Source organism: Methylobacterium sp. GC_Met_3 (assembly GCF_026540775.1).
Taxonomy (GTDB): Bacteria; Pseudomonadota; Alphaproteobacteria; order Rhizobiales; family Beijerinckiaceae; genus Methylobacterium.
This window is the reverse complement of record NZ_JALNUL010000034.1, coordinates 1-22746: the sequence shown is the minus strand read 5'-3', so window position 1 is coordinate 22746 and position 22746 is coordinate 1. Positions and strand designations below refer to the sequence as shown.

At 70.0% G+C, this 22746-nt stretch carries 20 protein-coding genes; 8 read left to right on the top strand and 12 right to left on the bottom strand.

Going from position 1 to position 22746, the window contains the following annotated elements; all coding sequences use genetic code 11:
* Nucleotides 1-187: 187 nt before the first annotated feature.
* From OXS27_RS24845 to OXS27_RS24825, 5 genes are all read left to right on the top strand, one after another.
* A complete protein-coding gene (locus OXS27_RS24845) occupies nucleotides 188-1255 on the top strand; it encodes an ABC transporter substrate-binding protein (RefSeq protein ID WP_243999598.1) in 1068 nt (355 codons plus the stop codon).
* Nucleotides 1252-2430 (top strand): ABC transporter ATP-binding protein, encoded by a 1179-nt coding sequence (locus OXS27_RS24840; RefSeq protein ID WP_267359488.1) that lies wholly within the window; start codon nucleotides 1252-1254, stop codon nucleotides 2428-2430. The genes OXS27_RS24845 and OXS27_RS24840 overlap by 4 nt, the downstream gene beginning before the upstream one ends.
* Nucleotides 2430-3263: an ABC transporter permease gene (locus OXS27_RS24835; RefSeq protein WP_267359486.1), complete on the top strand. Its 834-nt coding sequence runs from the start codon at nucleotides 2430-2432 to the stop codon at nucleotides 3261-3263. Before OXS27_RS24840 ends, OXS27_RS24835 begins: the two co-directional genes overlap by 1 nt.
* Before the next feature lie 3 nt (nucleotides 3264-3266).
* A complete protein-coding gene (locus OXS27_RS24830) occupies nucleotides 3267-4037 on the top strand; it encodes an ABC transporter permease (protein WP_267359484.1) in 771 nt (256 codons plus the stop codon).
* Between the two features lie 153 nt (nucleotides 4038-4190).
* Complete coding sequence (locus OXS27_RS24825; RefSeq protein WP_267359482.1) at nucleotides 4191-5441, top strand: FAD-dependent oxidoreductase; 1251 nt, start codon at nucleotides 4191-4193, stop codon at nucleotides 5439-5441.
* 128 nt (nucleotides 5442-5569) lie between these two features.
* Here OXS27_RS24825 and OXS27_RS24820 read toward each other — a convergent pair whose 3' ends face one another.
* The 9 genes from OXS27_RS24820 to OXS27_RS24780 all read right to left on the bottom strand — a co-directional run bounded on the left by OXS27_RS24820 (nucleotide 5570) and on the right by OXS27_RS24780 (nucleotide 15149).
* Nucleotides 5570-6625, bottom strand: coding sequence for an ABC transporter substrate-binding protein (locus OXS27_RS24820; RefSeq protein WP_267359480.1), 1056 nt, complete (start codon nucleotides 6623-6625; stop codon nucleotides 5570-5572).
* 28 nt (nucleotides 6626-6653) lie between these two features.
* On the bottom strand, nucleotides 6654-7664 hold the full coding sequence (locus OXS27_RS24815; RefSeq protein ID WP_267359478.1) for a dipeptidase: 1011 nt from the start codon (nucleotides 7662-7664) through the stop codon (nucleotides 6654-6656).
* Between the two features lie 221 nt (nucleotides 7665-7885).
* A complete protein-coding gene (locus tag OXS27_RS24810; protein ID WP_267359476.1) occupies nucleotides 7886-9412 on the bottom strand; it encodes a tripartite tricarboxylate transporter permease in 1527 nt (508 codons plus the stop codon).
* Nucleotides 9409-9885 (bottom strand): tripartite tricarboxylate transporter TctB family protein, encoded by a 477-nt coding sequence (locus tag OXS27_RS24805; RefSeq protein ID WP_267359474.1) that lies wholly within the window; start codon nucleotides 9883-9885, stop codon nucleotides 9409-9411. The genes OXS27_RS24810 and OXS27_RS24805 overlap by 4 nt, the downstream gene beginning before the upstream one ends.
* Nucleotides 9886-9972: 87 nt before the next feature.
* Nucleotides 9973-11112, bottom strand: coding sequence for a mandelate racemase/muconate lactonizing enzyme family protein (locus OXS27_RS24800; RefSeq protein ID WP_267359472.1), 1140 nt, complete (start codon nucleotides 11110-11112; stop codon nucleotides 9973-9975).
* An 8-nt stretch (nucleotides 11113-11120) separates the two neighbouring features.
* Nucleotides 11121-12083 (bottom strand): NAD(P)-dependent oxidoreductase, encoded by a 963-nt coding sequence (locus OXS27_RS24795; RefSeq protein WP_267359470.1) that lies wholly within the window; start codon nucleotides 12081-12083, stop codon nucleotides 11121-11123.
* Nucleotides 12080-12973: a fumarylacetoacetate hydrolase family protein gene (locus tag OXS27_RS24790; protein ID WP_267359468.1), complete on the bottom strand. Its 894-nt coding sequence runs from the start codon at nucleotides 12971-12973 to the stop codon at nucleotides 12080-12082. Before OXS27_RS24790 ends, OXS27_RS24795 begins: the two co-directional genes overlap by 4 nt.
* An 11-nt stretch (nucleotides 12974-12984) precedes the next feature.
* The gene (locus OXS27_RS24785; RefSeq protein ID WP_267359466.1) at nucleotides 12985-14127 is read right to left on the bottom strand and encodes a mandelate racemase/muconate lactonizing enzyme family protein; all 1143 of its coding nucleotides are present in this window, start codon (nucleotides 14125-14127) and stop codon (nucleotides 12985-12987) included.
* Between the two features lie 56 nt (nucleotides 14128-14183).
* Nucleotides 14184-15149 (bottom strand): tripartite tricarboxylate transporter substrate binding protein, encoded by a 966-nt coding sequence (locus OXS27_RS24780; RefSeq protein WP_267359464.1) that lies wholly within the window; start codon nucleotides 15147-15149, stop codon nucleotides 14184-14186.
* Nucleotides 15150-15283: 134 nt separating this feature from the next.
* On the opposite strand from OXS27_RS24780, the gene OXS27_RS24775 reads away from it, so the two are divergent.
* Nucleotides 15284-16000, top strand: coding sequence for a GntR family transcriptional regulator (locus tag OXS27_RS24775; protein WP_243999637.1), 717 nt, complete (start codon nucleotides 15284-15286; stop codon nucleotides 15998-16000).
* 17 nt (nucleotides 16001-16017) lie between these two features.
* On the opposite strand, the gene OXS27_RS24770 is transcribed toward OXS27_RS24775, so the two are convergent.
* Complete coding sequence (locus OXS27_RS24770; RefSeq protein WP_267359459.1) at nucleotides 16018-17127, bottom strand: enolase C-terminal domain-like protein; 1110 nt, start codon at nucleotides 17125-17127, stop codon at nucleotides 16018-16020.
* A gap of 131 nt (nucleotides 17128-17258) precedes the next feature.
* On the opposite strand from OXS27_RS24770, the gene OXS27_RS24765 reads away from it, so the two are divergent.
* Both OXS27_RS24765 and OXS27_RS24760 read left to right on the top strand, forming a co-directional pair.
* Nucleotides 17259-18614 carry an MFS transporter gene (locus OXS27_RS24765; protein ID WP_346733018.1) on the top strand — a complete coding sequence of 452 codons (1356 nt, stop codon included), beginning with the start codon at nucleotides 17259-17261 and terminating at the stop codon, nucleotides 18612-18614.
* 378 nt (nucleotides 18615-18992) lie between these two features.
* Entirely contained in the window at nucleotides 18993-20252 is a 1260-nt protein-coding gene (locus OXS27_RS24760) for an SPFH domain-containing protein (protein ID WP_267359457.1), read from the top strand.
* A gap of 48 nt (nucleotides 20253-20300) precedes the next feature.
* On the opposite strand, the gene OXS27_RS24755 is transcribed toward OXS27_RS24760, so the two are convergent.
* Together OXS27_RS24755 and OXS27_RS24750 are read right to left on the bottom strand one after the other, a co-directional pair.
* A complete protein-coding gene (locus OXS27_RS24755) occupies nucleotides 20301-21269 on the bottom strand; it encodes a zinc-binding dehydrogenase (protein ID WP_267359548.1) in 969 nt (322 codons plus the stop codon).
* Between the two features lie 181 nt (nucleotides 21270-21450).
* The coding region (locus OXS27_RS24750) for an amidase (protein ID WP_267359455.1) at nucleotides 21451-22746 on the bottom strand (1296 nt) is incomplete at its 5' end.

Below are 22746 nucleotides of genomic sequence, written 5' to 3'. Positions count from 1 at the left end.
ACGGCCGGCGAGACCACGCTCCGATCTCCGACGTGAGTATGCAAGCGCGGGGCTAGACCGCGGACCACCCCGGCAGCCCGCTGCGTGTGCGGGACGTCGCAAATGCGATCAGACTTGCCCGTGATTTCTACTAGCCGGGCAGTATTTCCTGCGCCTAAACTCCGCGCCGAGGTAATGGGAGCCCGCCGTGCCGAAGCTGTCTACGACACCGACGCGGCGCAGCCTCGTCATAGGCGGCACGGCATTGCTCGCCATGCCGGCCGTGATCACGAATCCCGCCCGGGCCGCCACGCAGCTGCGCGTGCGCACCCCCGGCGGCTCCTTCGACGAGATCAAGCGCCGGACGGTCTACGAGCCTTTCCTGAAGGAGACCGGCATCGAGATCGTGCCCGTCCCGAGCACGGTGGGCAAGCTGCTCGCCATGTACAAGGCCGGGCAGGTCGAGATCGACTGTATCGACACCGGCAACGACGCCAACCTCATGCTTGAGGAGGCGGGTGCCCTCGTCCCGATCGACTACGGCGCGTTTCGCTACACGAAGCTCGAGGACATCGATCCGAGCCTGAAGCTCCCCTATCAAGTCGGCTCGTTCGTGTACGCGTTCGTGCTGTGCTACCGCACGGACGTGTTCAAGCCCGGCTCCGAGCCGAAATCCTGGGCCGAATTCTGGGACACGCAGGCGTTTCCAGGGCCGCGCACACTGGCCGGCATCGAGTCCGGGGCCCCGAACCTCGAGATCGCGCTCCTCGCCGACGGCGTGGCGATGGACAAGGTCTACCCCGTCGATATCGAGCGCGCCCTGAAATCCATGGGCCGGATCAAGCCCAGCGTGCCCAAGTTCTGGGACACCGGCGCGCTGTCAGCACAGATGATGGCTGACAAGGAGGCCGTGCTCGGCGTGCTTTGGAATACCCGCGCCCAGGCCTCCATCGACGGCGGCGCGCCGCTCGGCATCCAGTGGAACCAGAACCAGGTCCTGGTGCAGTCCTACGCCATACCGAAAGGGGCCAAAGCGCCCGAGGCCGCGCTCAAGTTCATCGATTACTCGATCAGCGAGGACGTGCAGAAGCGCTGGCTCGCCGAATACAAGGCGATCCCGGTCAACACCAAGGTCTACCCGCACACCTCGAAGCTCCTGCTCGATCCCGCGACCGGCACGCCCTGGACCGTGTCGAAGGGCTTCAAGAACGACATCAACTGGTGGTCGGCCAATCGAACCAAAGTGAGCCGCGCTTGGTCGAATTGGGTGCTGTGATCGAACGGGGCGCGACCGTGCCGGGCGCCGTCGGCCTCGCCCGCCCGCACGAGCGCTCGGCAGCCGCCATCTCGGCACCAGCCGGCAAGGCGCTGGAGCTCCAGGGGCTGACCAAGATCTACGGCTCCGAGACTGTTGTTGACCGCTTCGACACCCGCATCCAGGCGGGCGAGTTCTTCTCGCTGCTCGGTCCCTCCGGCTCGGGCAAGACCACGACCCTGATGATGGTCGCGGGGTTCGCGGCGATCGACGCCGGGCGCCTCCTGGTTGACGGGGTCGACCTCGCGGCTGTGCCCCCGGAGCGGCGGGGCTTCGGGATGGTCTTCCAGAACTACGCGATCTTCCCGCACATGGACGTGTTCGAGAACGTGGCATTCCCGCTTCGGGCGCGTGGGATGCCGAAGGCGCTCGTGCGCGAGCGGGTCGCAGCCGCCCTTGACCTCGTCCAGCTCAAGCACCTGTCCGACCGCTACGCGCGCCAGCTCTCGGGCGGGCAGCAGCAGCGCGTGGCCATCGCCCGGGCGATCGTGTTCCAGCCGCCCGTCGTGCTCATGGACGAGCCGCTCGGCGCCCTCGACAAGAACCTCCGCTACGACCTGCAGGTCGAGATCAAGGAGATCCAGCGGCGGCTCGGCATGACCGTCCTCTACGTCACTCACGACCAAGAGGAGGCGATGAATCTGTCCGATCGCGTTGCGATCATGAGCCGCGGCCGCGTCGAGCAGATCGGCGCGCCCCGCGACGTCTACGAGCGTCCGGCCAACGCCTTCACCGCCCGCTTCCTGGGCGAGGCGAACCTCCTACCGGGCGCAGTGGTGACGTCCTGCCCAGGCCGCGTCGCGTTTCAGCTCAGGGACGGGACAGTCCTGCACGCGGACGATCCGTCAACGCGCACGGCGGGGACTGAGGGTCAGCTGTTCGTGCGCCCGGAGAAGCTGACCCTGCACCCTTTAGCCGATCCGCCGCGCCACGGTGTCAACCGCCTGAGCGGCACGGTGCGGCGCGCGTCCTTCCTCGGCAGCGTCGTGCGCTACGCCGTCGAGACGGGCAGCGGCGCGCTCGTGACCGCCGACGCCCCGAACGTGGCCGCCCATCACCACCCGGAGCTCGGCGAGCGCGTCGCCCTCGCGTGGTCTCCGGCCGACACGGTCATCCTGCCGCCGGACGCAGCGTGATGGGGCGGGACCGAACGTGGCTCCTGCTCCTGCCCGCGCTCGGCCTGCTCGCGCTTTTGTTCCTCGGGCCGCTCGCTTGGTTCCTGGCGCGGACCCTGTTCGTCGAGACGGCGCCCGCCGAAGTGCCGGCGCTCTTCGTCGACGTCCTGACCGCGCGCTCGATGCAGGTCGCCGCGCTCACGACGCTCTGGGTCTCAGTCCTCGTCACGCTCGCGACCTTGGTGATCGGCTACCCGATCGCGTTCTACTTGGCCAACCGCCGCGGCTGGCGCGCCGCGCTCGTCGTGTTCTGCGTGATCGTGCCGTACTTCACCAGCGTGATCGTGCGGACCTACGCGCTGACCGTGGTGCTCGGCCGCAGCGGGCTCATCAACGAACTCCTGGGCGCGTCGGGGCTCGTCGGGGCGCCCCTGGCGCTCCTCTACAACACCTTCGGCATCGTGGTCGGCATGGCCTACGTGCTGCTGCCCTACATGGTGCTCACGCTCTACGCGACCATGAAGGCAATCGATCCCGGCCTACTGCGGGCTGGGCGCGCGCTTGGAGCTAGCCCGCTCTACCTGTTTCGGCGCGTTTATTTCCCGCTGTCCGTCCCTGGTGTGGTGTCGGGCTCGCTCATCGTCCTCATCCTGGCGCTCGGCTTCTTCATCACGCCCGCGCTGATGGGCGGCCCCGGCGACGTCACCGTCGCGATGCTGATCGAGCGGGCGGTCGAGATCCTGATCGACTGGCCGAGCGCGGCCGTGATGTCGGTGGTCTTGCTCGTCGCAACCCTGATCCTTTTCGCGATCTATGCCCGGGTGACGGATCTGCGCCGCATGATGGGGGCCTGAAGCGTGCGCGCCGCGCTGCCGCTGTTCGTCGGATGCGCCTGCCTGCTCCTGATCCTGCCGATCGGCATCGTGGTGGTGCTGGGCTTCAGCGGCGGCACCCTCCTGCGCTTCCCGCCCACCTCCCTGTCGCTGCGCTGGTTCGCGGCCTTCCTCGGCGATCCGGCCTGGCGTGCCGCGCTGTGGTCGAGCCTCGCGATCGGCGGCGTGGCCTGCGTCGTCGCCACCGGGGTCGGGTTCCTGGCGGCCTACGCGCTCGTGCGCGGCGCGTTCCCGGCCAAGCGGCTAATCCTGGCCGTCGCACTCCTGCCGATCGTCTCGCCGACCGTCGTCACGGCGATCGCCATGTACTACGCGTCCGCGCGCCTCGGGCTGGTCGGGAGCGTGGTCTGGGTCGGCCTGTGCCACGCGGTGATCGCCTTCCCGGTCGTCCTTCTGATCCTGTTGTCTGCGCTGCAATCCGTCGATTTGCGCCTGGAGCAGGCGGCCCTGAGCCTCGGCGCGAGCCGCGCGCGGACGCTGCGCACGATCGTCGTGCCGCTCGCCGCACCCGGCCTCGCCTCGGCCGCCCTGTTCGCGTTCCTGACCTCCTTCGACGAGCTCATCATCTCACTCTTCCTCACCAACGCGGCCACGCAGACCCTGCCGGTGCGCATCTGGAACAGCCTGCACATGCAGGTCGAGCCGACGGTGGCGGCGGTCAGCGCGTTTCTGATCGGCGTCACGGGCGTGATCCTGGCCGCAGACGCGCTCCTGCGCCGGCGCCGGGCCACATGACCCCATGCCCGGTTCTCGCCCCGCTCCCACGATCCCGCCCGCACCGTGCGGGCGACGCGCGCGGTCCGCGATCGCCGGAGCGGGATCCAAACGCTATCCGTCCGACCAAGCACGGTCGAACCACCGCCTGTCCTCGGCCGCCGGAGACGCCGCATGAGCGATGAGAACACCGCGATCGTCCTCGGCGCGGGCGTGGTCGGGCTGTCGACCGCGCTCTACCTCCGGCGCGCCGGCCGGAATGTCACCGTGATCGATCCGCTGCCGCCGGGCGGCGGCGCCTCCTACGGCAACGCCGGCATGATCAGCGCCGACACGGCCTCGCCGATCGCGATGCCCGGCATGCTGCGCCAGGTGCCCGGCTGGCTCCGGGACAAGAAGGGACCCCTCGTCGTTCACCCCTCCTACTTGCCCACCGCGCTGCCCTGGCTGATGCGCTGGATCAAGGAGGGGCGGATCGAGCGCGTCCTAGCGATCTCGGACGCGCTGCGCGCCCTGCACAAGGACGCGTTCGCCTGCTGGCAGGACCTAATCGGACCGCAGGCGTTCGGCGAGCTCGTTCGGCGTACCGGTCAGATCCAGGTCTGGGACGGCGAGGGCGAGAGCGCGGGCGCGCGGGTCGAGCGGCAGATCCGCGAGCGGCACGGCATCGAGGCGCAGGTACTCGGGGCCGACGACCTGCAGCAGATGGTGCCCGGCATCTCCCGCGCCGTGCGGCGCGCGCTCCTCGTGCCCGGCAACGGCTACACGATCAGCCCCGCCCGGCTCGTCGGGGCCCTGGCCGAGCGTCTGCGCGGAGAGGGCGGCACGATCGTGGCCGAGCGGGCCCTGAAGCTCATACCGCGCGAGGGCGGCGGCTTCACGGTCTGGACCAACGTCGCGAACCGCGTCGCCGCCGACGTCGTAGTCGCGGGCGGCGCGTGGTCGAAGGCGCTGCTCGATCCGCTCGGCGTGCGCGTGCCGCTCGAGACCGAGCGCGGCTACCACGCCATGCTGCCCGCGCCCTCGATCGAGCCGCGCTACACGATCAGCTACAAGTCGCGCGGTTTCGGGGTGACGCCGATGGAAGGGGGCCTGCGCGCGGCCGGAACGGTCGAGTTCGCGGGCCTCGACGCCCCGCCGGACGAGACCCGCGCCCGGATCCTGGCTGAGCACGCGCGTGCGCTCTTTCCCGGCCTCACTCACGGGGAGCCGCAGCTGTGGCTCGGTTTCCGCCCCTCACTCCCGGACACGCTGCCCGTGCTCGGTCCGGTCCCGCAGCAGCCGGGCCTGCACCTGGCGTTCGGCCATGGCCACTACGGAATGACCGCCGGCCCGCCGAGCGGGCGCCTGGTCGCCGCGCTTCTGGCACGGCGCGCGGCCCCGATCGATCCGGCCCCTTACGCCGTCGGCCGCTTCGCGTCCTGAGCGCAAGTGCGGCCGCTCGCCCTGAGACGGATCCAGCGGCGATGACGCGGCGAGACCTCAAGCGGAGGGTGAGGCCGCCTCAGGAGGCCGAGCGCGTTCTCGCCTCGTTCGCGGCGGGTATCGAACCCTCAGCCGCCGGGCCGATCGGACACGGCTTCCGGGAAGTAGAGGTCGCGCCACGACGCGGGCGCACTCGCGATCATGCCGGTGCGCGCCATGAAGTCGGCGAACGTCATCACGTTCTGCGGGGTGAGGCTCCAGTTGGTCCCGGGCTCGTCCAGGACGCGCGCGGCGACCGCGAGCGGCAGCTTGGATCCGGTGGCGGCGATCCAGCCCGCGATCGCACCGCGCGGGTCCGCCGCGATCGCCGCCTCCGCCTCCTTCAGGGCCGCCACGATCGCGCCGAACAGCTTCGGGTTCTCGTCATGGAATCGGGTCGTCGCCAGGACGTTGGCGTAGCTGTGCGGCCCGCCCATCACGGCGAACGAGCTGAACAGTCGGCGCATCCCGGACGCGGCGAGCAGCTGGTCTTGGAAGGGCGGCGTGCTGACGACGCTCTTCACGGTATCGACGCCCGCCAGCATGCCCGTGGTGGCGTCCGGCTGGCCCATCGAGAACAGTAGGGGATCGAACCGGGAGACGCTCGCCTCGCCCAGGGTCTGCGCGACCGCCATCTGCAGCAGGACGGCGTTGATCGTGCCCTTGCCGCCCGGGGTGGCGATCCGATCGGTGTCCTTGAAGTCCCGGATGGAGGCGATCGCCGGGTCGCGGGTCACGAGATAGAGCGGCACCGCGCCGATCGCCGCGATGCCCTTCACCGCCTGGCGCGAGCCGCGCGTGCGCGCCCAGACGATGAGCGCCCCCGGGATGCCGGCCGCCGCCACGTCCGCGCTTCCGGACAAGAGCGAGGAGATCATCGTGTCCGGCCCGCTGAAGGTGAGCCAGTTGACCTTGACCTCCGGCAGGCCCGCCTCGCGGGCGTGCTTCTCGATCAAGCGGTCGCGCTCCATGATGATGAGTGGCAGGAACGCGATCGAGAACTGCTTGGCGATGGCGATCTCGGTCTTCTCAGCCTGCGCCGCACCGGGCAGGCCGGCGAGCAACGCAATCAGCGCCGCGGCGACCACCCGCCGCCAGGGCCAGCGATGCGTTGACGTGAAATAGGACTCAGCGAACGCCATCATCCTCGAACCCTCCGATCGCTCCGCGAGGCTACGCGCCCCAGACATCGCCGAGGAAGCGAACCCAGTTCTCGCCCATGACGCGCCGGATGCGAGACTCCGGCCAGCCGCGCGCCTCCATGGCGGCGGTCAGCGCGCCGTAGCTCGCGTAATCGACAAAGGCCGCGGGCCGGCGCTGCGGCGCGAAGGTCGTGAGCTGGCGGGCGTAGCCCTTGTCATGCGTCCAGTAGGGCGGGTCGGCCTCGGTGTAGTCCTCCCAGTAGATCGACCACGCTTCGTAGCGCTGCCGGGCGTCGGTGCCGAAGCCGACGCCCTCCTCGCCCACGACGCCGATGATGTGCTCGACGACGTCGAGGAAGTCGTCGAGCGTCGCGTCCATGCCGCGCGCCAGAAACGTGGTGAAGAAGGTCACGCCGACGAACCCGCCCTTCTCGGCGATGGCGCGGAGCTGGCCGTCCGACTTGTTGCGCGGATGATCCTTCAAGGCCCGCGCGGCCACGTGGGAGTAGCAGACCGGCAGGCGTGAGGCGGCGATGGCCTCCTCGGAGGTCTTGGGCCCGACATGCGACAGGTCGATCAGCATGCGCACGCGGTTCAACTCCGCCACGACCTCGTGGCCGAAGCCTGTGAGGCCGGAGTCGCGCGCCTCGTAGCAGCCGCAGCCGATGAGGTTCTGCGTGTTGTAGGTCAGCTGCACGACGCGCACGCCGACGTCGTGGAATAGCTGGATGAACGGGATTTGGTCCTCGATCGCCGACGCGTTCTGCCAGCCCAGGACCACGCCGATCCGGCCCTCCCGCTTGGCGGCGCGTAGATCGGCTGCGGTGAGCACCGGGCGCGCGAGGTCGGCGTTCGCAGCGAGCGACATCTTCCAGCGCGCGATGCGCTCCATGGTCGGGCGGAACCCCTCCCACACCGAGCAGGTGAAGTTGGCCCCCGTCAGCCCACCGGCCCGCATGAGCTCGAGTTCCCGGCGACCGCCGGAGGTGAGGACGAGGCCGTCGAAGACGAGCAGGTCGGGATGAAGGTCAGATGCAGCCACGGAGCTCCTCGCGCGTGGGTGTGAGGGGATGCGAAAGCCCCGCTTCCGCGCCCTCGGACGATTCGAGCCTATCGCGAAGGTTCGCCGCGCTGTGGCGAACGGCGCTCCCCGCGCGCACCCTGAATCCCGCGGCGCGTTCCAAGAAGCATGCCTACCCGGTTCGACCGCTCGCCGAAGTTCGGCAACTTGGTCTCGGCGGAAAGGATCGTGCTCGGCCCCGCCTATCCTTCCATCACGACGGGGCCGTCCGGCACCAACGCCCCCCGGCGTCGCCAGCGCAGGTAGAGCTGTCCGAGGATCAGGATGGCGCAGACGGTGAGGAAGGCGGCGCTGATCGGGCGCTCGACGAACACCGTCAGGTCGCCCTGCGACAGCAGCATGGCGCGCCGGAAGTTCTCCTCGAAGCGCGGCCCGAGCACGAAGCCGAGCAGGATCGGGGCCGGGTGGAAGCCGAGGATCAGCAGCAGGTACCCGAAGATCCCGATCACCAGCGTCTCGCCGACGTGGAACAGGCTGCTGCTGGTCGAGAAGACGCCGATGCACACGAAGAACAGCGCGCTGGGATAGAGGTAGCGGTAGGGGATCGTCAGCAGCTTCACCCAGATGCCGATCAGGGGGACGTTGAGCCCCATCAGGAGAATGTTTCCGACCCAGAAGCTCGCGATCAGGCCCCAGAAGATGTCTGGGTGCTGCGAGATCAGAAGCGGGCCCGGCGTGATGCCCTGGATGGTCAGGGCGGCGAGCAGCAACGCCATCACCGCGTCCCCCGGGATGCCGAGGCTCATGGTCGGGATGAAATCGCCCTGGACCGAGGAGTGCGTCGCGGTCTCGGGCGCCGCCACGCCCTCGATCGCGCCCCGCCCGAAGCGCTCGGGGGTGCGCGAGATCTTCTTCTCGGCCGCGTAGGCGACGAACGAGGCGATGGTCGGGCCGGTGCCCGGGATGAGCGAGCACAGGCTGCCGATCAGCGTGCCGCGCAGGATCGGCAGGGCGGAGCGCTTCAGGTCCGCCCCGCTCGGGCGCATGTCGCGCAGGCGCACGCTCGCGCCGCCGCGCAACGGCTCGACCTTGTTCACGCTCTTGAGGAACTCCGCGATCCCGAACAGGCCGAGCGCGAGGGCGACGATCTCGACCCCGTCGGCGAGCTCGGGCAGGCCGAAGGTGAAGCGCTCGTAGCCCGACGTGACGTCGGTGCCGAAGATGCCGAGCAGGAGGCCGAGCGTCGTCATGGCGATGCCCTTCAGCGCCGAGCCGCGGGCCAGCGTCGAGCCGGCGAGCAGCCCGAGCAGCATCAGCGAGCACACGTCGGCGGGCCCGAACTTCAGCGCCGCCCGCACGAGGAGGGGGGCGAAGAAGATCATCATCACGATGCCGAACGAGGCGCCGAAGAAGCCGCCCATCATGGTGATGCCCAGCGCCGTGCCGCCCTTGCCCTGCTTGGTCAGGGGATAGCCGTCGAGGCAGGTCACCGCGTGCGGCGGATGGCAGGGCAGGTTGAGCAGGATCGAGCAGATCGCGCCCCCGTACTGCGCCCCGTAGAAAATGCCCGACAGCATCAGGATCGCGGCCACCGGCGGCATGGCGAAGGTGAGCGGCAGCAGGATCGAGATCGCCGCCATCACGCCCATCCCGGGCAGCACGCCGACGATGTTGCCGAGCAGGACCCCGGTGAAGCAGGCCAAGAAATTGGTCGGCTGGAGGGCGACCTCAAAGCCGTGGGCGAGGTCGGTGAGCGCCGTGCCGATCATGACTGCCCCCAGGCAAACGGCGGCAGCTGGATGTGCAGGCCGTAGTAGAACAGGGCGCAGCCGAACGCCGCGATCAGGGTCGCGAGGAGGGAGGCACCGCGCACCGTCGAGGTGCGGTCGCCCATCGCCGACAGGAACACGCAGGCGAACGTTGCCGGGAACAGGCCGGCGGTCCGGGCGAGCAGCAGGAAGGCGAGCATCCCGCCGATGATGCAGGCCCAGCCGCGCCATTCGGGTCGGCTGAGGTCGACGCGGTCGTGGTCGTGCGCGTCGGCGGCCGGAGCCTCCGACAGCCCGATGCCGAGGCCGCAGGCCACGAGGATCACGCCCATGGCCAGCGGGAAGGCCCCCGGCCCGATCGCCGCCATCGTGCCGAGGCCGTAGCTGGCCGATTCCGCGACGGCCCCCAGGCCGATCAGCGCGGTCAGGGCGCCAGCGTAGCGCTCCCTGTGCAGTTGGATCGAGTGAAGCACGCGTCCCTCCGGTCGACCTGGCTTTTTTTATTCTTGCTCGTGCGAAGCCCCCGGGCGTCGCGGGGCCGCGCGATCTGTCAAAGAAGATCAGACGTAGCAGGGACCGTCGATCAGCGGATTGGCAGCGAGGAAGCGCTCGTCGACCTCGACGCCGAGGCCCGGACCGTCCGGCGGGCACACCTTGCCCTCGGCGTCGAGCCGGTAGGGCAGACCGACCACGTCGTCGCGGAAGGGGTTGTGCCGAGCCACGTCCCCCTCGAAGTAGCCGGGGTTGTCGACGGCCGCGAGCAGGTGGAGCGTCGCCACCATATTGATGCCGGTGGCCGAGGTGTGCGGGTTGATCGAGATCTTCCACGCGGAGGCGAGGGCGGCGATCCGCATCGTCTCGGTGATGCCGCCGGTCTTCGACAGGTCGGGCTGGACGAAGCCGAGATAGCCGGCCTGCAGCGCCTGCACGAACTCGTAGCGGGTGAAGTGATTCTCGCCGGCGGCGAGCGGCACGGTGCCGAGCCGCGCGGCCTCGCCGTAGCTGTAGGCGTCGTGGGGTGGGAACGGCTCCTCCAGCCACGCGACCCCGGCCGCCTCGAACGCCGGCATCACCCGGCGAACGTCGTCGACCGTGTAGCCGGTGTTGGCATCGACTAGGATCTCGACGTCGGCGCCCAAAACCTCGCGCACCGCCTCGACCCGGGCGATGTCGCGCCGGGGGCTGTCGCCGACGCGCAGCTTCACCGCCCGGTAGCCGGCAGAGACGTGGGCGCGCGCCTCGTCGGCGAGCGAGGCCGGCTCCTGCCAACCGAGCGAGATGCCGCCTGCATAGGCCGGCACCGCGCGGGGGCCACCCCCGAGCAGCCGGTAGATCGGCCATCCGGTCGCCTTGCCGCGGATGTCCCACAGGGCGATGTCGAGACCGGACAGCGCCATCGCGGCGGCCGCGCCCATGCCGTGGCTGGCGAGCTGCATTCGGTAGACCCGGGCCCAGACGCCGTTGACGTCGAGGGGATCCATGCCGAGGACGAGCTCGGACAGCGTCGTGTCGATGAGCTTGGCGATGGCGCCCGGGCAGCGCCCGTGATGGGCCTCGCCCCAGCCGACGAGGCCTTCGTCGGTCTCGACCTTCACGAGCACGGCGTCGCGCTTGACCGCGCGGCCGATGCCGAGGCGGACGTTCTGACCTTCGGGGACCCGAAACGAGATCGGGACGGACTGGATGCGGGTGATGCGCATGGGTTCTCTCAGGCGGACAGGATCTCGGGGTTCACGAGGTTGCGCGGTCGCTCGCCGCGCAGGATGCGCAGCATCTCTTCGACGGCGCCGACGCTCATCGCGCGTGAACTGGTCTGCGTGATGCCGGCCACGTGCGGGGTCAGCAGCAGGTTCGGGCAGGCCAACAGCGGGTGGTCGGAGGCCAATGGCTGCGCGTCGAACACGTCGAGCGCCGCCCCGGCGAGCGCGCCGGAATGCAGGGCGGCGGCGAGCGCGGCCGCGTCAATCACGGGCCCGCGGGCGACGTTTATGAGGATGGCATGCGAGCGCATCCGGCCGATCAGCGCGGCGTCGACGAGGCCGCGGGTCGCCTCGGTGAGCGGGCAGGCGATCACCACCGCGTCGCTCTGCGCGAACAGGGTCTCCAGGTCGACCGCCTGGACGAGACCGCCGAGCGTCGCGCCGCTGCGGGAGGCGCCGAGCACGCGCAGGCCGAAGCCGTGATGGGCGATCCGCGCGACGCGGCCGCCGATCTCGCCCAAGCCCAGTATCCCGAGGGTGCTGCCGCCGAGCTCGGCGAGGCCGTCGGCGATCGGTCGCACGGCGCCCCATCCCTGAGCGCGCAGGCCGCCGTCGAGACGCCAGACCTGGCGGCGCAGGTGAAACAGCGCGGCGAACACGTACTCCGCCACGGCCTGCGTGTTGCTGCCGGGTAGGTTGGCGACCGGAATGCCCCGCGCGGTCGCCGCCGCGACGGGGATCATGTCGAGGCCGACGCCGTGGCGGACGATGCCGCGCAGCCGCGTCGCGCCGTCCAGGATATCGTCGGGCAGCTTGACGCGCACCACGAGCCCCTCCGCCTCGGCGATGAGCGCCCGCAGGGTCTCGGGGCTCGGGTCGGGGGCGGTGACGGGGCGGGCATGGACGGCCAGCATCGCCTCCGCCTCCGGATGGATCGGGTTGGTCAACAGGACCACGGGGCGCTCGGTCATGGACCTTCCTCGACGATGGGGCTGATCAGGCTGCCCAAACCCTCGACCCAGGCGGTCATCGTCGTGCCGGGCCGGATCCAGGCCGGCGGTTGGCGCAGTGCCGCGATCCCTGCCGGCGTGCCGGTGGCGATCACGTCGCCCGGTTCCAGCACCGTCTGCCGCGACAGGTGGGCGACGAGGTCGGCCACCGAGAACAGCATTCGGGCCGTGGTGGAGTCCTGCAGGCTCACCCCGTCGATCGACAGGCCAATCCGCAGCGTCTGCGGGTCGGGGACCTCATCGCTGGTCGCGAGATAGGGGCCGAACGGGCCGAAGGTCGCGATGTTCTTGCCCGGGCCGAAGCCGTCGCGGCGGATCAGCTCGCTGGCGCTGACGTCGTTGAACACGCCGTAGGCGCAGACATGGGCCAGAGCGTCTTGCGCCGCGACATGCTCGGCGCGGCTGCCGATCACCGCGGCGATCTCGGCCTCGTAGGTGCAGCCGCCGATGCCCGGCGGCAGCACCACGGGCTCGCCGGGACCGATCACCGTCCACGGCTCCTTCATGAACAGGAACGGCTCGGCCGGATGGGGCGCGCCGCGCTCGGCCAGCGCGTCCACGTAGTTGTGCGCGATCCCGAAGATCCGGCCGGGCTTGGGCAACGGCGCGCGCAGGCGCACCGATCGCAGAGGTAGCTGTGCCGCCTCCGGGATGGCGTGATCGCGCAGGCGGGCTGCGGCGGCGGCCAATCCTGAGCGGATCAGGTCGAGGACCTGCGGCGGAGAGCCGGCGAGCGCCGACTGCAGCGCAGGATGGGCGAGGTCGACGACCATGTCGTCCGGCCCGCTGGCGTCGCCCAGCAGGATACCCGCCCGCTCCGCGCCGTCGCTCGTGAAGGTGACAAAGCGCATCGCGGTGTGCCTCAGGCGGCGCGGTAGCGGTCGATCACGGCGCGGTCGACCTCGACCCCGAGCCCCGGCGCGGTGGGGACCGCCACTTTGCCGCCGACCTGCCGGATCGGCTCGAGGGCCAGGTGATCCCGGAAGGGGTTCTCCTCCTGTTCGAACTCGAGCATCGGCGCGACCGAGAACAGGCAGGGGGGCTGATCGGGGATCGAGGCGAGGAAGTGGATGGTCGCGGCCAGGCCGACCACCGAGCCCCAGGCGTGGGGCACGCATTCGACGCCGTGCGCCGTCGCCATCGCGGCGATCTTCTTGCACTCGGTGATGCCGCCGGCCGCGCACACGTCCGGCTGGACGATGTCCATCGCCTTGCGCGCGATGGCGTCGCGGAAGCCCCAGCGGGTGAACTCGTTCTCGCCGCCGGCCACCGCCATGTCGAGGGCGCGGGTGACCTCGACGTAGCCGTCGAGATCCTCCGGCGAGATCGGCTCCTCGAACCACTCGATGCCGAGTTCCTCCAGCCGCCGACCCATGCGGATGGCGGTCGGAACCGTGAGCGAGTGGTTGGCGTCGACCATGAGCCGGATGTCCGGCCCGACCGCCTCGCGCACCGCCGCCACGCGGGCGATGTCGCGCTCGATCGAACCGAGGCCGATCTTCATCTTCACGGCCTTGAACCCGGCCTCGACGTAACCGCGCGCCTCCTCGACCGCCTCCTCGACGAGGCGGTCCATGTCGGTGAAGTACAGGCCGGTCGCGTAGGCGTCGACGCTGGTGCGGAAGGCGCCGCCGATGAGCTTGTGCACCGGCTTGCCCACACTCTTGCCGATGATGTCCCACAGCGCGATGTCGATGCCGCTGATCGCGGCGATCGACATGCCCTTCGGCCCGTAATCCTTGATCCGGTTGTAGAGGTCCTCCCAGACGACCTCGACGTCGAACGGGTCCTGACCGATCACCCGGGGCGCGAGTTGCGTGTCGATGAACGCCTTGGCCACCGCGGACGGCCCGTAGCACTCGCCCCATCCGACGATGCCGTCCGCCGTCTCGATCTCGACGAGGCAGGTGCCGCGGGTCTTGTACAGCCAGCCGCGCGAGGAGGTGAACGGCCGTTTGATCGGCGTGGTCACCACATGGCAGGTGATGGTCTTGATCTTGGTCACGCTATCCGTCCCAGTCGTTATTCAGATCGTTCGAGCGCTCGGAGTGGCAGGTCGGCTCAGGATTTGAAGACCTTCTCGGCCACGACCTTGATCGACTGCTCGACCCGATCGACCTCGGCGGCCAGCGCGTCCCCGGTCAGCGGCGCGGTCAGAAAGGCGTTGCGCTCGGCAAAGTCCTTGAAACGCTGGTCCCCGATCGCGGCGCTGAAGCCGTCGATCAGCTTGGTGCGCACCTCCGGCGGGAGCTTGGCCGGGGCGACCACGTAGGCCATCTGCACCACCGGGCCGAACGGGAACACGTCGTAGCCGCGCTCCTTGAAGGTCGGCACGTCGGGAAACTGCCGGAGGCGCTCGTCGGCGAACACGCCGAGCGCGCGCACGAGGCCCTGCTGCAACTGGCCGAGCGACTCGGCGGGCTTGAGCACCGCGGCCTGGATCTGCCCGCCGGCAAGGTCGGTGATGACCTTGGCACCGCCCGTGTAGGGCGCGTTGATGTAGGCGACGCCGGCCGCCCGGGCGGTCATCGAGGCGAAGATGTGATTGAGGTTGTAGTTGCCCGGCGTGCCGATCGACACGCTGCCCGGGTTCTTCTTCATGTGGGCGAGGAAGTCGTCCAGCGTCTGGTGCGGGCTCGATCCGGGGACGAGCAGCATCAGGGGATCGATCGACACGCGGGCGATGTGGGTGAACTGATTGCTCTTCAGGGGCGTCTTGCCCTCGGCCATGTAGGCCAGCGTCGAGCTCGTCCCCATGCCGAGCGTGTAGCCATCCGGGTTGGCCGTCGCGACGCGCCGCATCCCGATCGTGCCGGTGGCGCCGGGCTGGTTCTCGACGATCATCGTGATGCCGCGCTCCTTGAGGAGCGGCTGAAGTCCGCGCGCCAGGATGTCGTTCGAGCCCCCCGCGTTCCAAGGCACGATGAAGGTGACCTCGCGCGCCGGGAAGGTCGACTGCGCCATGGCGGTCCGTGCCCCGAGGACACCCAGGGCGAAGCTTCCGACGAGGCTGCGGCGGGTGATCATGGCGTTCCTCACGTCTTCGTTGTTTGTTATAACGATGGTATGCGGGTACGTTGTCAAGCGGGGTCGAATCCCGCGGCATCGGTCCGGCTCGATCTGTGCCGCGTGGGCTGCCGAGGGGCTGGGGGGCCAACATCATGAGGCACGTCGAGCGGCTGCCGCTCTGGGATCAGGCCTATGCCGAGCTGCGGACCGCCATGCTCGGCGGACGGTTCGGGCCGGGTGAGCGGATCCTCCTGCGCGAGGTGGCGGCCGAACTCGGCATCAGCCTCACGCCGGTCCGCGACGCGGTCAACCGGCTGATCGCCGAGCACGTGCTGGAGCGTGGCAGCTCGGGGCAGGGGGGTGGCGCCGTGGTCCCGCGCATGAACGTGGAGCGTTTCGACGAGTTGCTGACGATCCGCTGCGACCTCGAAGGTCGGGCCGCGGCCCGCGCCGCCGAGCGCGCAGTACCGGACGACCTGAGTGTCCTCGACGCGCTGCTCGCCGAGATGAAGGCCCTGATCCGGCAGCAGAGCCTCGACGCGTATCTCGATCTGCACCGGCGCTTCCATTTCGAGCTCTACGCCCTCGCGCGTATGCCCATCCTGGAGGGGTTGATCGAGAACATCTGGCTCAGGTGCGGCCCGGTCCTGACCTACGTCATCCCGGACTACGTGCTGCTTGAGAAAGGGAGCGACCTGCACACCGCGGCACTCTCGGCCCTGCGCACGGGCGACGCGGAGGCGGCAGCCGCCGCGATCCGGCAGGATATCCGCGAGGCGGGCCAGTACATCGCCGGTCTCGCCGACGCCGCCGGGCTCATCGAAGACCCGGCGGCGAGCCGCCGGCCGCGGGCGCACGCGGCGTCGTGACTTGTATGGGCGCGCCCCTAAGTCAGGACCGCCTTTGTCTTCGCGCGGATGAGTTCGTGGTCGATCTCCGCGCCGAGCCCGATCCCCGTGGGCGCGTGCACCATGCCGGCTGCATCGATCGCGATGTCCGCGGCGAGGCCGTACTTCTGCGCCGCATCCGGCAGCAGCACCTCGAAGAACTCGGTGTTGCGGATCGCCATGACGACGTGGAGGTTGGCGACGTTGTTGAGCGAGTTGCCGCCGTGGTGAACCTCGAAGTTCATCCCGAAGGCCTCCGCGAGATGGGCCGCCTTGACGAGCGTGGTGATGCCGCCCTTCACCGCCACGTCGCCGCGCAGAAAATCGGTGGCGCGCTGCAGGATCCAGGGCGCGTAGGACTCGAAGCCGGCCTGCGGATACTCGGTCGCCATGATCGGCACGTCGAGCTTGGCCTTGAGCTTGACGTAGCCGTAGAGGTCGGAATCCGCGAGCGGATCCTCGTACCAGTAGTAGCCCGCCGCCTCGATCGCGCGGCCCACCCGCAGCGCCTGCTCGTAGGAATACCCCCAGCAGGCGTCGAGCATCAGCGTGAACCCGTCACCCATCCCGGCCCGCACCGCCTCGCAGATCGCGATGTCCTCGCGCCAGACTTGAGGCGGGTGGATCTTGTAGGCGCTCCAGCCGGCGTCGCGATACGCACACGCCTGCTCCACGTAGGCCGTGGCCCCCTCGAGGATCTGCGAGCTGGCGTAGGCGGGCACGCGGTCGCGATAGGTGCCGATGAGCCGATGGATCAGCAGTCCCGCGGCCTTGCCGGCGAGATCCCAAAGGGCGACGTCGAGCGCGCCGATCGTTCGGACGGAGGCCGCGCGCACGCGGGCCCACAGCTCTTGGTTCAGGCGCTCGCGGTCGAGGGGATCTCGCCCGATGAGCACCGGCTTGAGCACCCGCACGAGAAGCGGCGCGTCGAGATCGGCCGGTCCGTAGGCCGATCCAAGGAAGGCGTGCCCCTCGATGCCCTCGTCGGTGTGGATCGTGACGAGGCCGAGTTGGCTGCTGCCCACCGCGCGCGCCGTGCGTCCGGAGTAGCGCGTCGGCGGGATATCGTCCCAGCCGAACAGGGTCACAGTGACATCTCGTATGCGCATGACGTCGCCTCCGGCCCGGGGCCACCGCGGATGCGGCCTTCGCTCTTCGGCGCGTTCGGGCCACCCACCATCTAGAGCCACCGTGACCCGCGCGTCGAGACGTGGGCCGGCCAAATACTGGGAGGAACACCGTGAGTATCCCGTCGATGCCGGCTGACGCGGTCGGCCGAGAAGCTCTGCGCAGGATTAGCCTGCGTTTGCTGCCATTTCTGGCGCTGAGTTACCTCGCGAACTACATCGACCGGGTCAACGCGGGCTTCGCCGCCCTGCAGATGAACCGGGAAGTCGGGCTGACGGCGAGCGCGTTCGGTCTCGGCGGCGGGATGTTCTTCATCGCCTACCTGCTGTTTGAGGTGCCGAGCAATCTCGCGATGGTCCGGGTCGGAGCGCGCCTATGGCTCACGCGGATCATGATCACGTGGGGGCTCGTCTCCGGAGCGATGGCGCTGACCTCTGGTCCGGTCTCCTTCTGCGTGCTGCGGTTTCTGCTGGGTGCGGCGGAAGCCGGCTTCGTGCCCGGCGTGATCCTGTACCTGATGCAGTGGTTCCCGGCCCGGGAGCGGGCCCGCGTCATCGGCCTGTTCATGGTCGCGAGTCCCGTGGCCGGCATCGTCGGCTCGCCGATCTCGGCGGCGCTGCTCGGGCTCGACGGCTGGCTCGGCCTCTCGGGCTGGCAGTGGCTGTTCATCATCGAGGCGATGCCGGCCGTCTTGATCGGCCTCGTCGGCCTGTTCTGGCTGACCGACTCGCCGGCGCAGGCGCGTTGGCTCGACCCGGAGCACAAGGATTGGCTCGCCGACCGGCTCGCCGCCGACGCTACCGCACGGATCAGCGTCGAGAAGACCTCCGTCTGGGCGGTGATGGGTGATCGCACCGTGCTGGTGCTGTCGCTGATCTACGCGGGGCAAGCCACCGCCAACGCAGGCTTGTCGCTGTGGCAGCCGCAATTCCTGAAGTCTTTCGGCCTCTCGACGGCGGAGGTCGGCCTCGTGAACGCGATCCCGTTCGTTGTCGCCGCCTTGGCGATGTACGCGGGCGGCCGGAGTTCCGACAGGCGCGACGAGCGCGTCTGGCACACGGCCGTCCCCACCGCACTGACGACGCTGGGCCTCTGCCTGTGCCTCGTCCTGCACGGCTTGATCCCGACCGTATGCCTATTGTGCCTCGCCTTGTTCGGCGTATCGGCGTCGCGCGGCCCCTTCTGGGCGCTGACGACCGAGTGGTTGTCCTCGCGCGCGGCAGTCGCGGGGATCGCACAGATCAACGCGGTGGGCACCGGTGCGAGCTTCTTCACGAGCTGGGCGACCGGGGCGATCAAGGATGCGACCGGAAGCTGGCCGTTGGCGCTCCTGCCGCTCGCCGGCGTGACCGCGGTCGCCACGGTGGCCGTCGTCCTGCTCGGACGCCCGAGGCCCTCGGCCGCAGCATCTTCGGACCGACCCGAGCCGCACGTGACCCCGACGACGCCCGTGGCGGCGGAGCCGTGAACGCCGTCCGCGCCCCGCGTGACGCGATAGTCGCGGCGCCAGCCTGACGCCGCGACGTGTTTGGGCACGGCCGCGCCGGAAGGCTTTGTGGCCACGCTGCGCGCCGCGGAATTCACGACCGGTGCCAGGACCGCCGCGGCTGGTCCAGCATGGGGTAGTCGGCACGCCTGATCAGGCGCTTCGACGGAGCATCTCACGCCGGCCGGTGCGCGGCCTGCCCCTGAGGGCGGCCCCCCCAAACGAAGGAGTGTAGGGGTTGTTCCATACCGCGGCTGCTCGGCTCAAGGCCGAGCTTCGCGAAGAAGACCCTGACACGCTTCGGCGCGAGTACTGATATCGCCGACGCTCGTCTTGGGCATTCGATCCTTGAGACTTTCCATGTCTACGCTCATCCGCGCTGGCCTGTCGCTCGGCGCCATAACGGTTTTCGCCGGCCTGCCACGGCTCGCCTCGACCGAGGCCGGATTGGCCGCAGGCCGCATGGCCGTCGCACAACTCTTCGACAGCGATGCCGCCCCCTTCAAGACGCAGATCGCGTCCGACCTCGCTGGCGGCTCGCCCCTGGCGTTCCCGGCACTGCTCGCCGTCCTCGCGATGATCTGGCTCGTGCCCGCCCGACGCGCGCGCCTGGCGGTCGTCGTCCTCGGACTTGGCGCATTCGCGGAGCCCGAGCCCGCGTGCGCCTACTTCAGCAAGTACGACTACGGCGAATACATCGAGATCCTGCCGAACCAGTCGGCCTTCGTGATCCCGGAGAGCGGCGACACGAAAACCACGCAGGCGCAGTTCGGCTCGGAGAGGTTCCTCGCCGAGAGCAAGGTCGCGGCCAAGCGCGTGCAGATCCCGCACACGAAACTGCCGAACACCGGCACGCTATCGGACTACTACGTGCCGGCCGCGCGCCTGATCATCGTCGATCGCACGCCGGTGTCGCGCGAGTGGACGACCTCGGCCAACCGCGGCACGTCGAGCTTGGATCAGGGCTTCCGCTTCGAGACCGCTGAGTCGATCGGTCTGTCGACCTCGGTCGTCATCTCGGCCTTCGTCAAGGAGGAGGACGCGGCCAAGTTCCTGTATTGGTTCGGCACGAAGCCGGCCGCCCAGGATACCGACGAGGCGCGCTTCGCCTCGGTGCTGTACGGCCGCTCGCTCGCCGAGGTGGTCGACGGCAACGTCCACCGCACGGTTCAGGCGGTGCTCGCGCGCGAGTTCGGCCGCCGCTCGACCGATGACGCGATCCACCAGAAGGCTGAGATCATGGCGGCCGTCGAGAAGGCGGTGATCGACCAGTTCGCGCCGATGGGCGTCACAGTCACGACGCTGGGTTTCGCCGACGAGTTGAACTTCGAGAACGCCGCGATCCAGGCGGCGATCGACGACACGTTCATGGCCAACAAGCGGGCGCAATCGGCCCAAGCGCAGCTCGCCACGCTGCCGATCCAAGAGCGGATCCTCGACCTAGAGATCCGCCGCTCGGACGCCCAGGCGCGGCAGACGCTGGCGGGGCGCTGGAACGGTAGCGTCGCGGGCGTCCTACCATCCTGGGTCGTGATCCCGAGCGACATCCTCGGCACGATCCGCGGCTGGTTCGGCGGTGACGTGAAGCCCGCACTTCCGGCTGCGGCGCCGAGAGGCTGAGCTCGACGCGACCAAGCCGTCGGCGATCGGCGTACCGAGAACCAGGCGTCAGACGGTCAGGACGATCTTCCCGAAATGCTCGTTCTTCCTCATGCGGGTGAGCGCGGCCGGCGCCTCGGCCAAGGCATAGCGGCCGTCGATCGGCAGATGGAAGCCCCCGGCCGCGATCGCCGGCCACAGGTCGGCCCGGACGCGCGCGGTGATCGCGCGCTGCTCCTCGATCGACCGAGTCCGGTTGGTCACGCCGATGTAGCTGATGCGCTTCGTGGCGTGCAGATCGAAATCGAACTCGCCCCGGCTCCCGCCGAGGCGGCCGACGTTGACGATGCGGCCCAGGACCGCCGCGGCCTGCAGATTGCCGTTGGCAACCGGCGCTGAGACCTGATCGATGATCACGTCGACGCCCCGGCCGCCGGTCGCCGCTCGGACCTGTTCGGGCCAAGTCGGATCCTTGGTGTCGATCGCCACGGTTGCGCCGAACTCGGCCAGCCGCGCGCGGTGCTCGGGGCTTCGCGACGTGCCGATCACCAATGAGGCCCTCCGCCACCGGGCGATCTGAAGCCCCATCAGCCCGACGCCGGAACTCGCCCCCTGGACCAGCACGGTCTCGCCCGGTTGCAGGTGCGCCTGCGTGATGAGCGCATCGTGCATCGTCTGCAGGGCGACCGGCAGGGTCGCGGCGACCTCGAACGACAGGTCCGCGGGAAGCGGAAGGGTCCGCCCGTGATCCGCCACGGCATACTCGGCGTAGCCGCCGGCGCCGGAACACATGACGCGGTCACCCGGATGGAAGTCGTTCACGGCCGCGCCGACCGCCACGACCTCCCCGGCCCACTCCAGCCCCGGGATCGCGTCGGGCCCTCCGGTCGGGCCGTGCGGCTGCCCCGAGGCGACGGCGAGATCGGCGCGGTTGAGGGCGGCGGCCCGAACCCGGACGAGCACCTCCGCGGGTTTCGGCCTCGGCATGTCGATCTCGACGAGGCTCGGCCCCTCCGGTCCGACCACGATGGCCTTCATCCGGGTCTCGGCCGGCGCGATGGGGCGATCCTCGGCTGTGGCAGCGTGGGACGCCAGGAGTTGTGCGGCCCCGCCGGCCAGGAGGAGGCGTCGATTGATGTCCATAGATCTCTCCTGCCCTCGCCATGCCTACACAGCTGGGCCGTAAATCCCGGACGGCAACGGGATCACCGCCGCTCGGTTAGAGGACCACCCGCCGCACCGCCGCATCCATCCAACGCGCGATCGCCGTCATCCGCGCGTCTGTCCCGGACTGCCCCACGACCTGAATGCCCATTGGCAGGCCGCCCACGGCCGCGAGGGGGACCGTCACAACGGGCGCGCCGAGGAGCGAGCTCGGTGTGTTGAACACGGAATCCCCCGTCGGGCGAGGCGCGAGCGGCTCGCCGGGACGATCGCCCGACCAGGGCGGCGCCGGTCCGGGCGAGGCCGGCGCGATCAGCGCGTCGAGCGTGGGCGCCAGCGCCGCGTACACGGTGCGCACCGCCTCCCGCCGCCGCAGCAGATCCTGGTAGCCCTCGGCCCCTAGGCGTTCCGCGGTCGCGACCGTGGCCTTGGCCCGCGCGCTGACGCCGTCGGGGTGCTGCGCCACGAGGTTGCGGATCGCCCAGTGGTTCTCCCAGGCCGTGATCGTGTTGGCCATCTTGCGCACGCCGACGAGGGCGCGCTCGAGGCGTTCGATCGCGGGGACGTCCCGGCGGCGCAGCACCGTGACGCCGGCGTCGGCGATCTGCGCCACCACAGCCTCGAAGGCTGCCCGCGACGCGTCGTCGAGCGCCTCCCACCCCTCCGTCTCCATCACCGCCACGGTGAACGGGCGGTGCGGGGAGGGCGGATCCGCGGGACCAGCGAGCGGTGCGCGGCCCGGATCGCCGCCGGCCCGGCGCGCGATCTCGATCGACACGCGCCACATGTCCTCCGCGCAGGTCGCGTGCACGCCATGCGTGCTCATGCTGGTCGCCTGTCGCTCGCCGCGGTTGATCGCGCCCTGGGATGGCTTCAGGGCCCAGTTGCCGCAGTAGCTCGCCGGCCGGATGATCGAGCCGCCGACCTGGCTGCCGATCGCGGCCGGCACCATCCCGGCCGCGACCGCGGCGGCCGAGCCTGAGGACGACCCGCCCGGCGTGCGCGCCGGATCGAACGGGTTCGTCGTCACCGGCGGATGCGTGCCGCCGAGCTCGGCTGTCGTGGTCTTGCCGAGCACCACCGCCCCGGCTTCGCGCAGCGCCCAGACCGCGGCGTTGTCGCGTCGGGGAAAATTGCCCGCGTAGGCCACGCAGCCCATCTCGGTCGGCATGTCGCGCGTCTCGAGGAGGTCCTTGATCCCCACCGGCATGCCGTCGATCGGCGAGAGCGGCCGCCCCGCCCGCCAGCGCGCGCCGCTCGCATCCGCGGCCTCCCGCGCGCCGGCCTCGTTCACGACCACGAAGGCTCGCACCGCAGGCTCGCGCTCGGCGATCGTCGCGAGGCAGCGTTC

Bases quoted from the DNA above. Each gene is read 5' to 3' on its own strand.
- OXS27_RS24835 (WP_267359486.1), top strand. From the start codon at position 2,430: ATGGGGCGGGACCGAACGTGGCTCCTGCTCCTGCCCGCGCTCGGCCTG.
- OXS27_RS24825 (WP_267359482.1), top strand. From the start codon at position 4,191: ATGAGCGATGAGAACACCGCGATCGTCCTCGGCGCGGGCGTGGTCGGG.
- OXS27_RS24820 (WP_267359480.1), bottom strand. From the start codon at position 6,625: ATGATGGCGTTCGCTGAGTCCTATTTCACGTCAACGCATCGCTGGCCC.
- OXS27_RS24810 (WP_267359476.1), bottom strand. From the start codon at position 9,412: ATGATCGGCACGGCGCTCACCGACCTCGCCCACGGCTTTGAGGTCGCC.
- OXS27_RS24800 (WP_267359472.1), bottom strand. From the start codon at position 11,112: ATGCGCATCACCCGCATCCAGTCCGTCCCGATCTCGTTTCGGGTCCCC.
- OXS27_RS24795 (WP_267359470.1), bottom strand. From the start codon at position 12,083: ATGACCGAGCGCCCCGTGGTCCTGTTGACCAACCCGATCCATCCGGAG.
- OXS27_RS24790 (WP_267359468.1), bottom strand. From the start codon at position 12,973: ATGCGCTTTGTCACCTTCACGAGCGACGGCGCGGAGCGGGCGGGTATC.
- OXS27_RS24780 (WP_267359464.1), bottom strand. From the start codon at position 15,149: ATGATCACCCGCCGCAGCCTCGTCGGAAGCTTCGCCCTGGGTGTCCTC.
- OXS27_RS24775 (WP_243999637.1), top strand. From the start codon at position 15,284: ATGAGGCACGTCGAGCGGCTGCCGCTCTGGGATCAGGCCTATGCCGAG.
- OXS27_RS24770 (WP_267359459.1), bottom strand. From the start codon at position 17,127: ATGCGCATACGAGATGTCACTGTGACCCTGTTCGGCTGGGACGATATC.
- OXS27_RS24760 (WP_267359457.1), top strand. From the start codon at position 18,993: ATGTCTACGCTCATCCGCGCTGGCCTGTCGCTCGGCGCCATAACGGTT.
- OXS27_RS24755 (WP_267359548.1), bottom strand. From the start codon at position 21,269: ATGAAGGCCATCGTGGTCGGACCGGAGGGGCCGAGCCTCGTCGAGATC.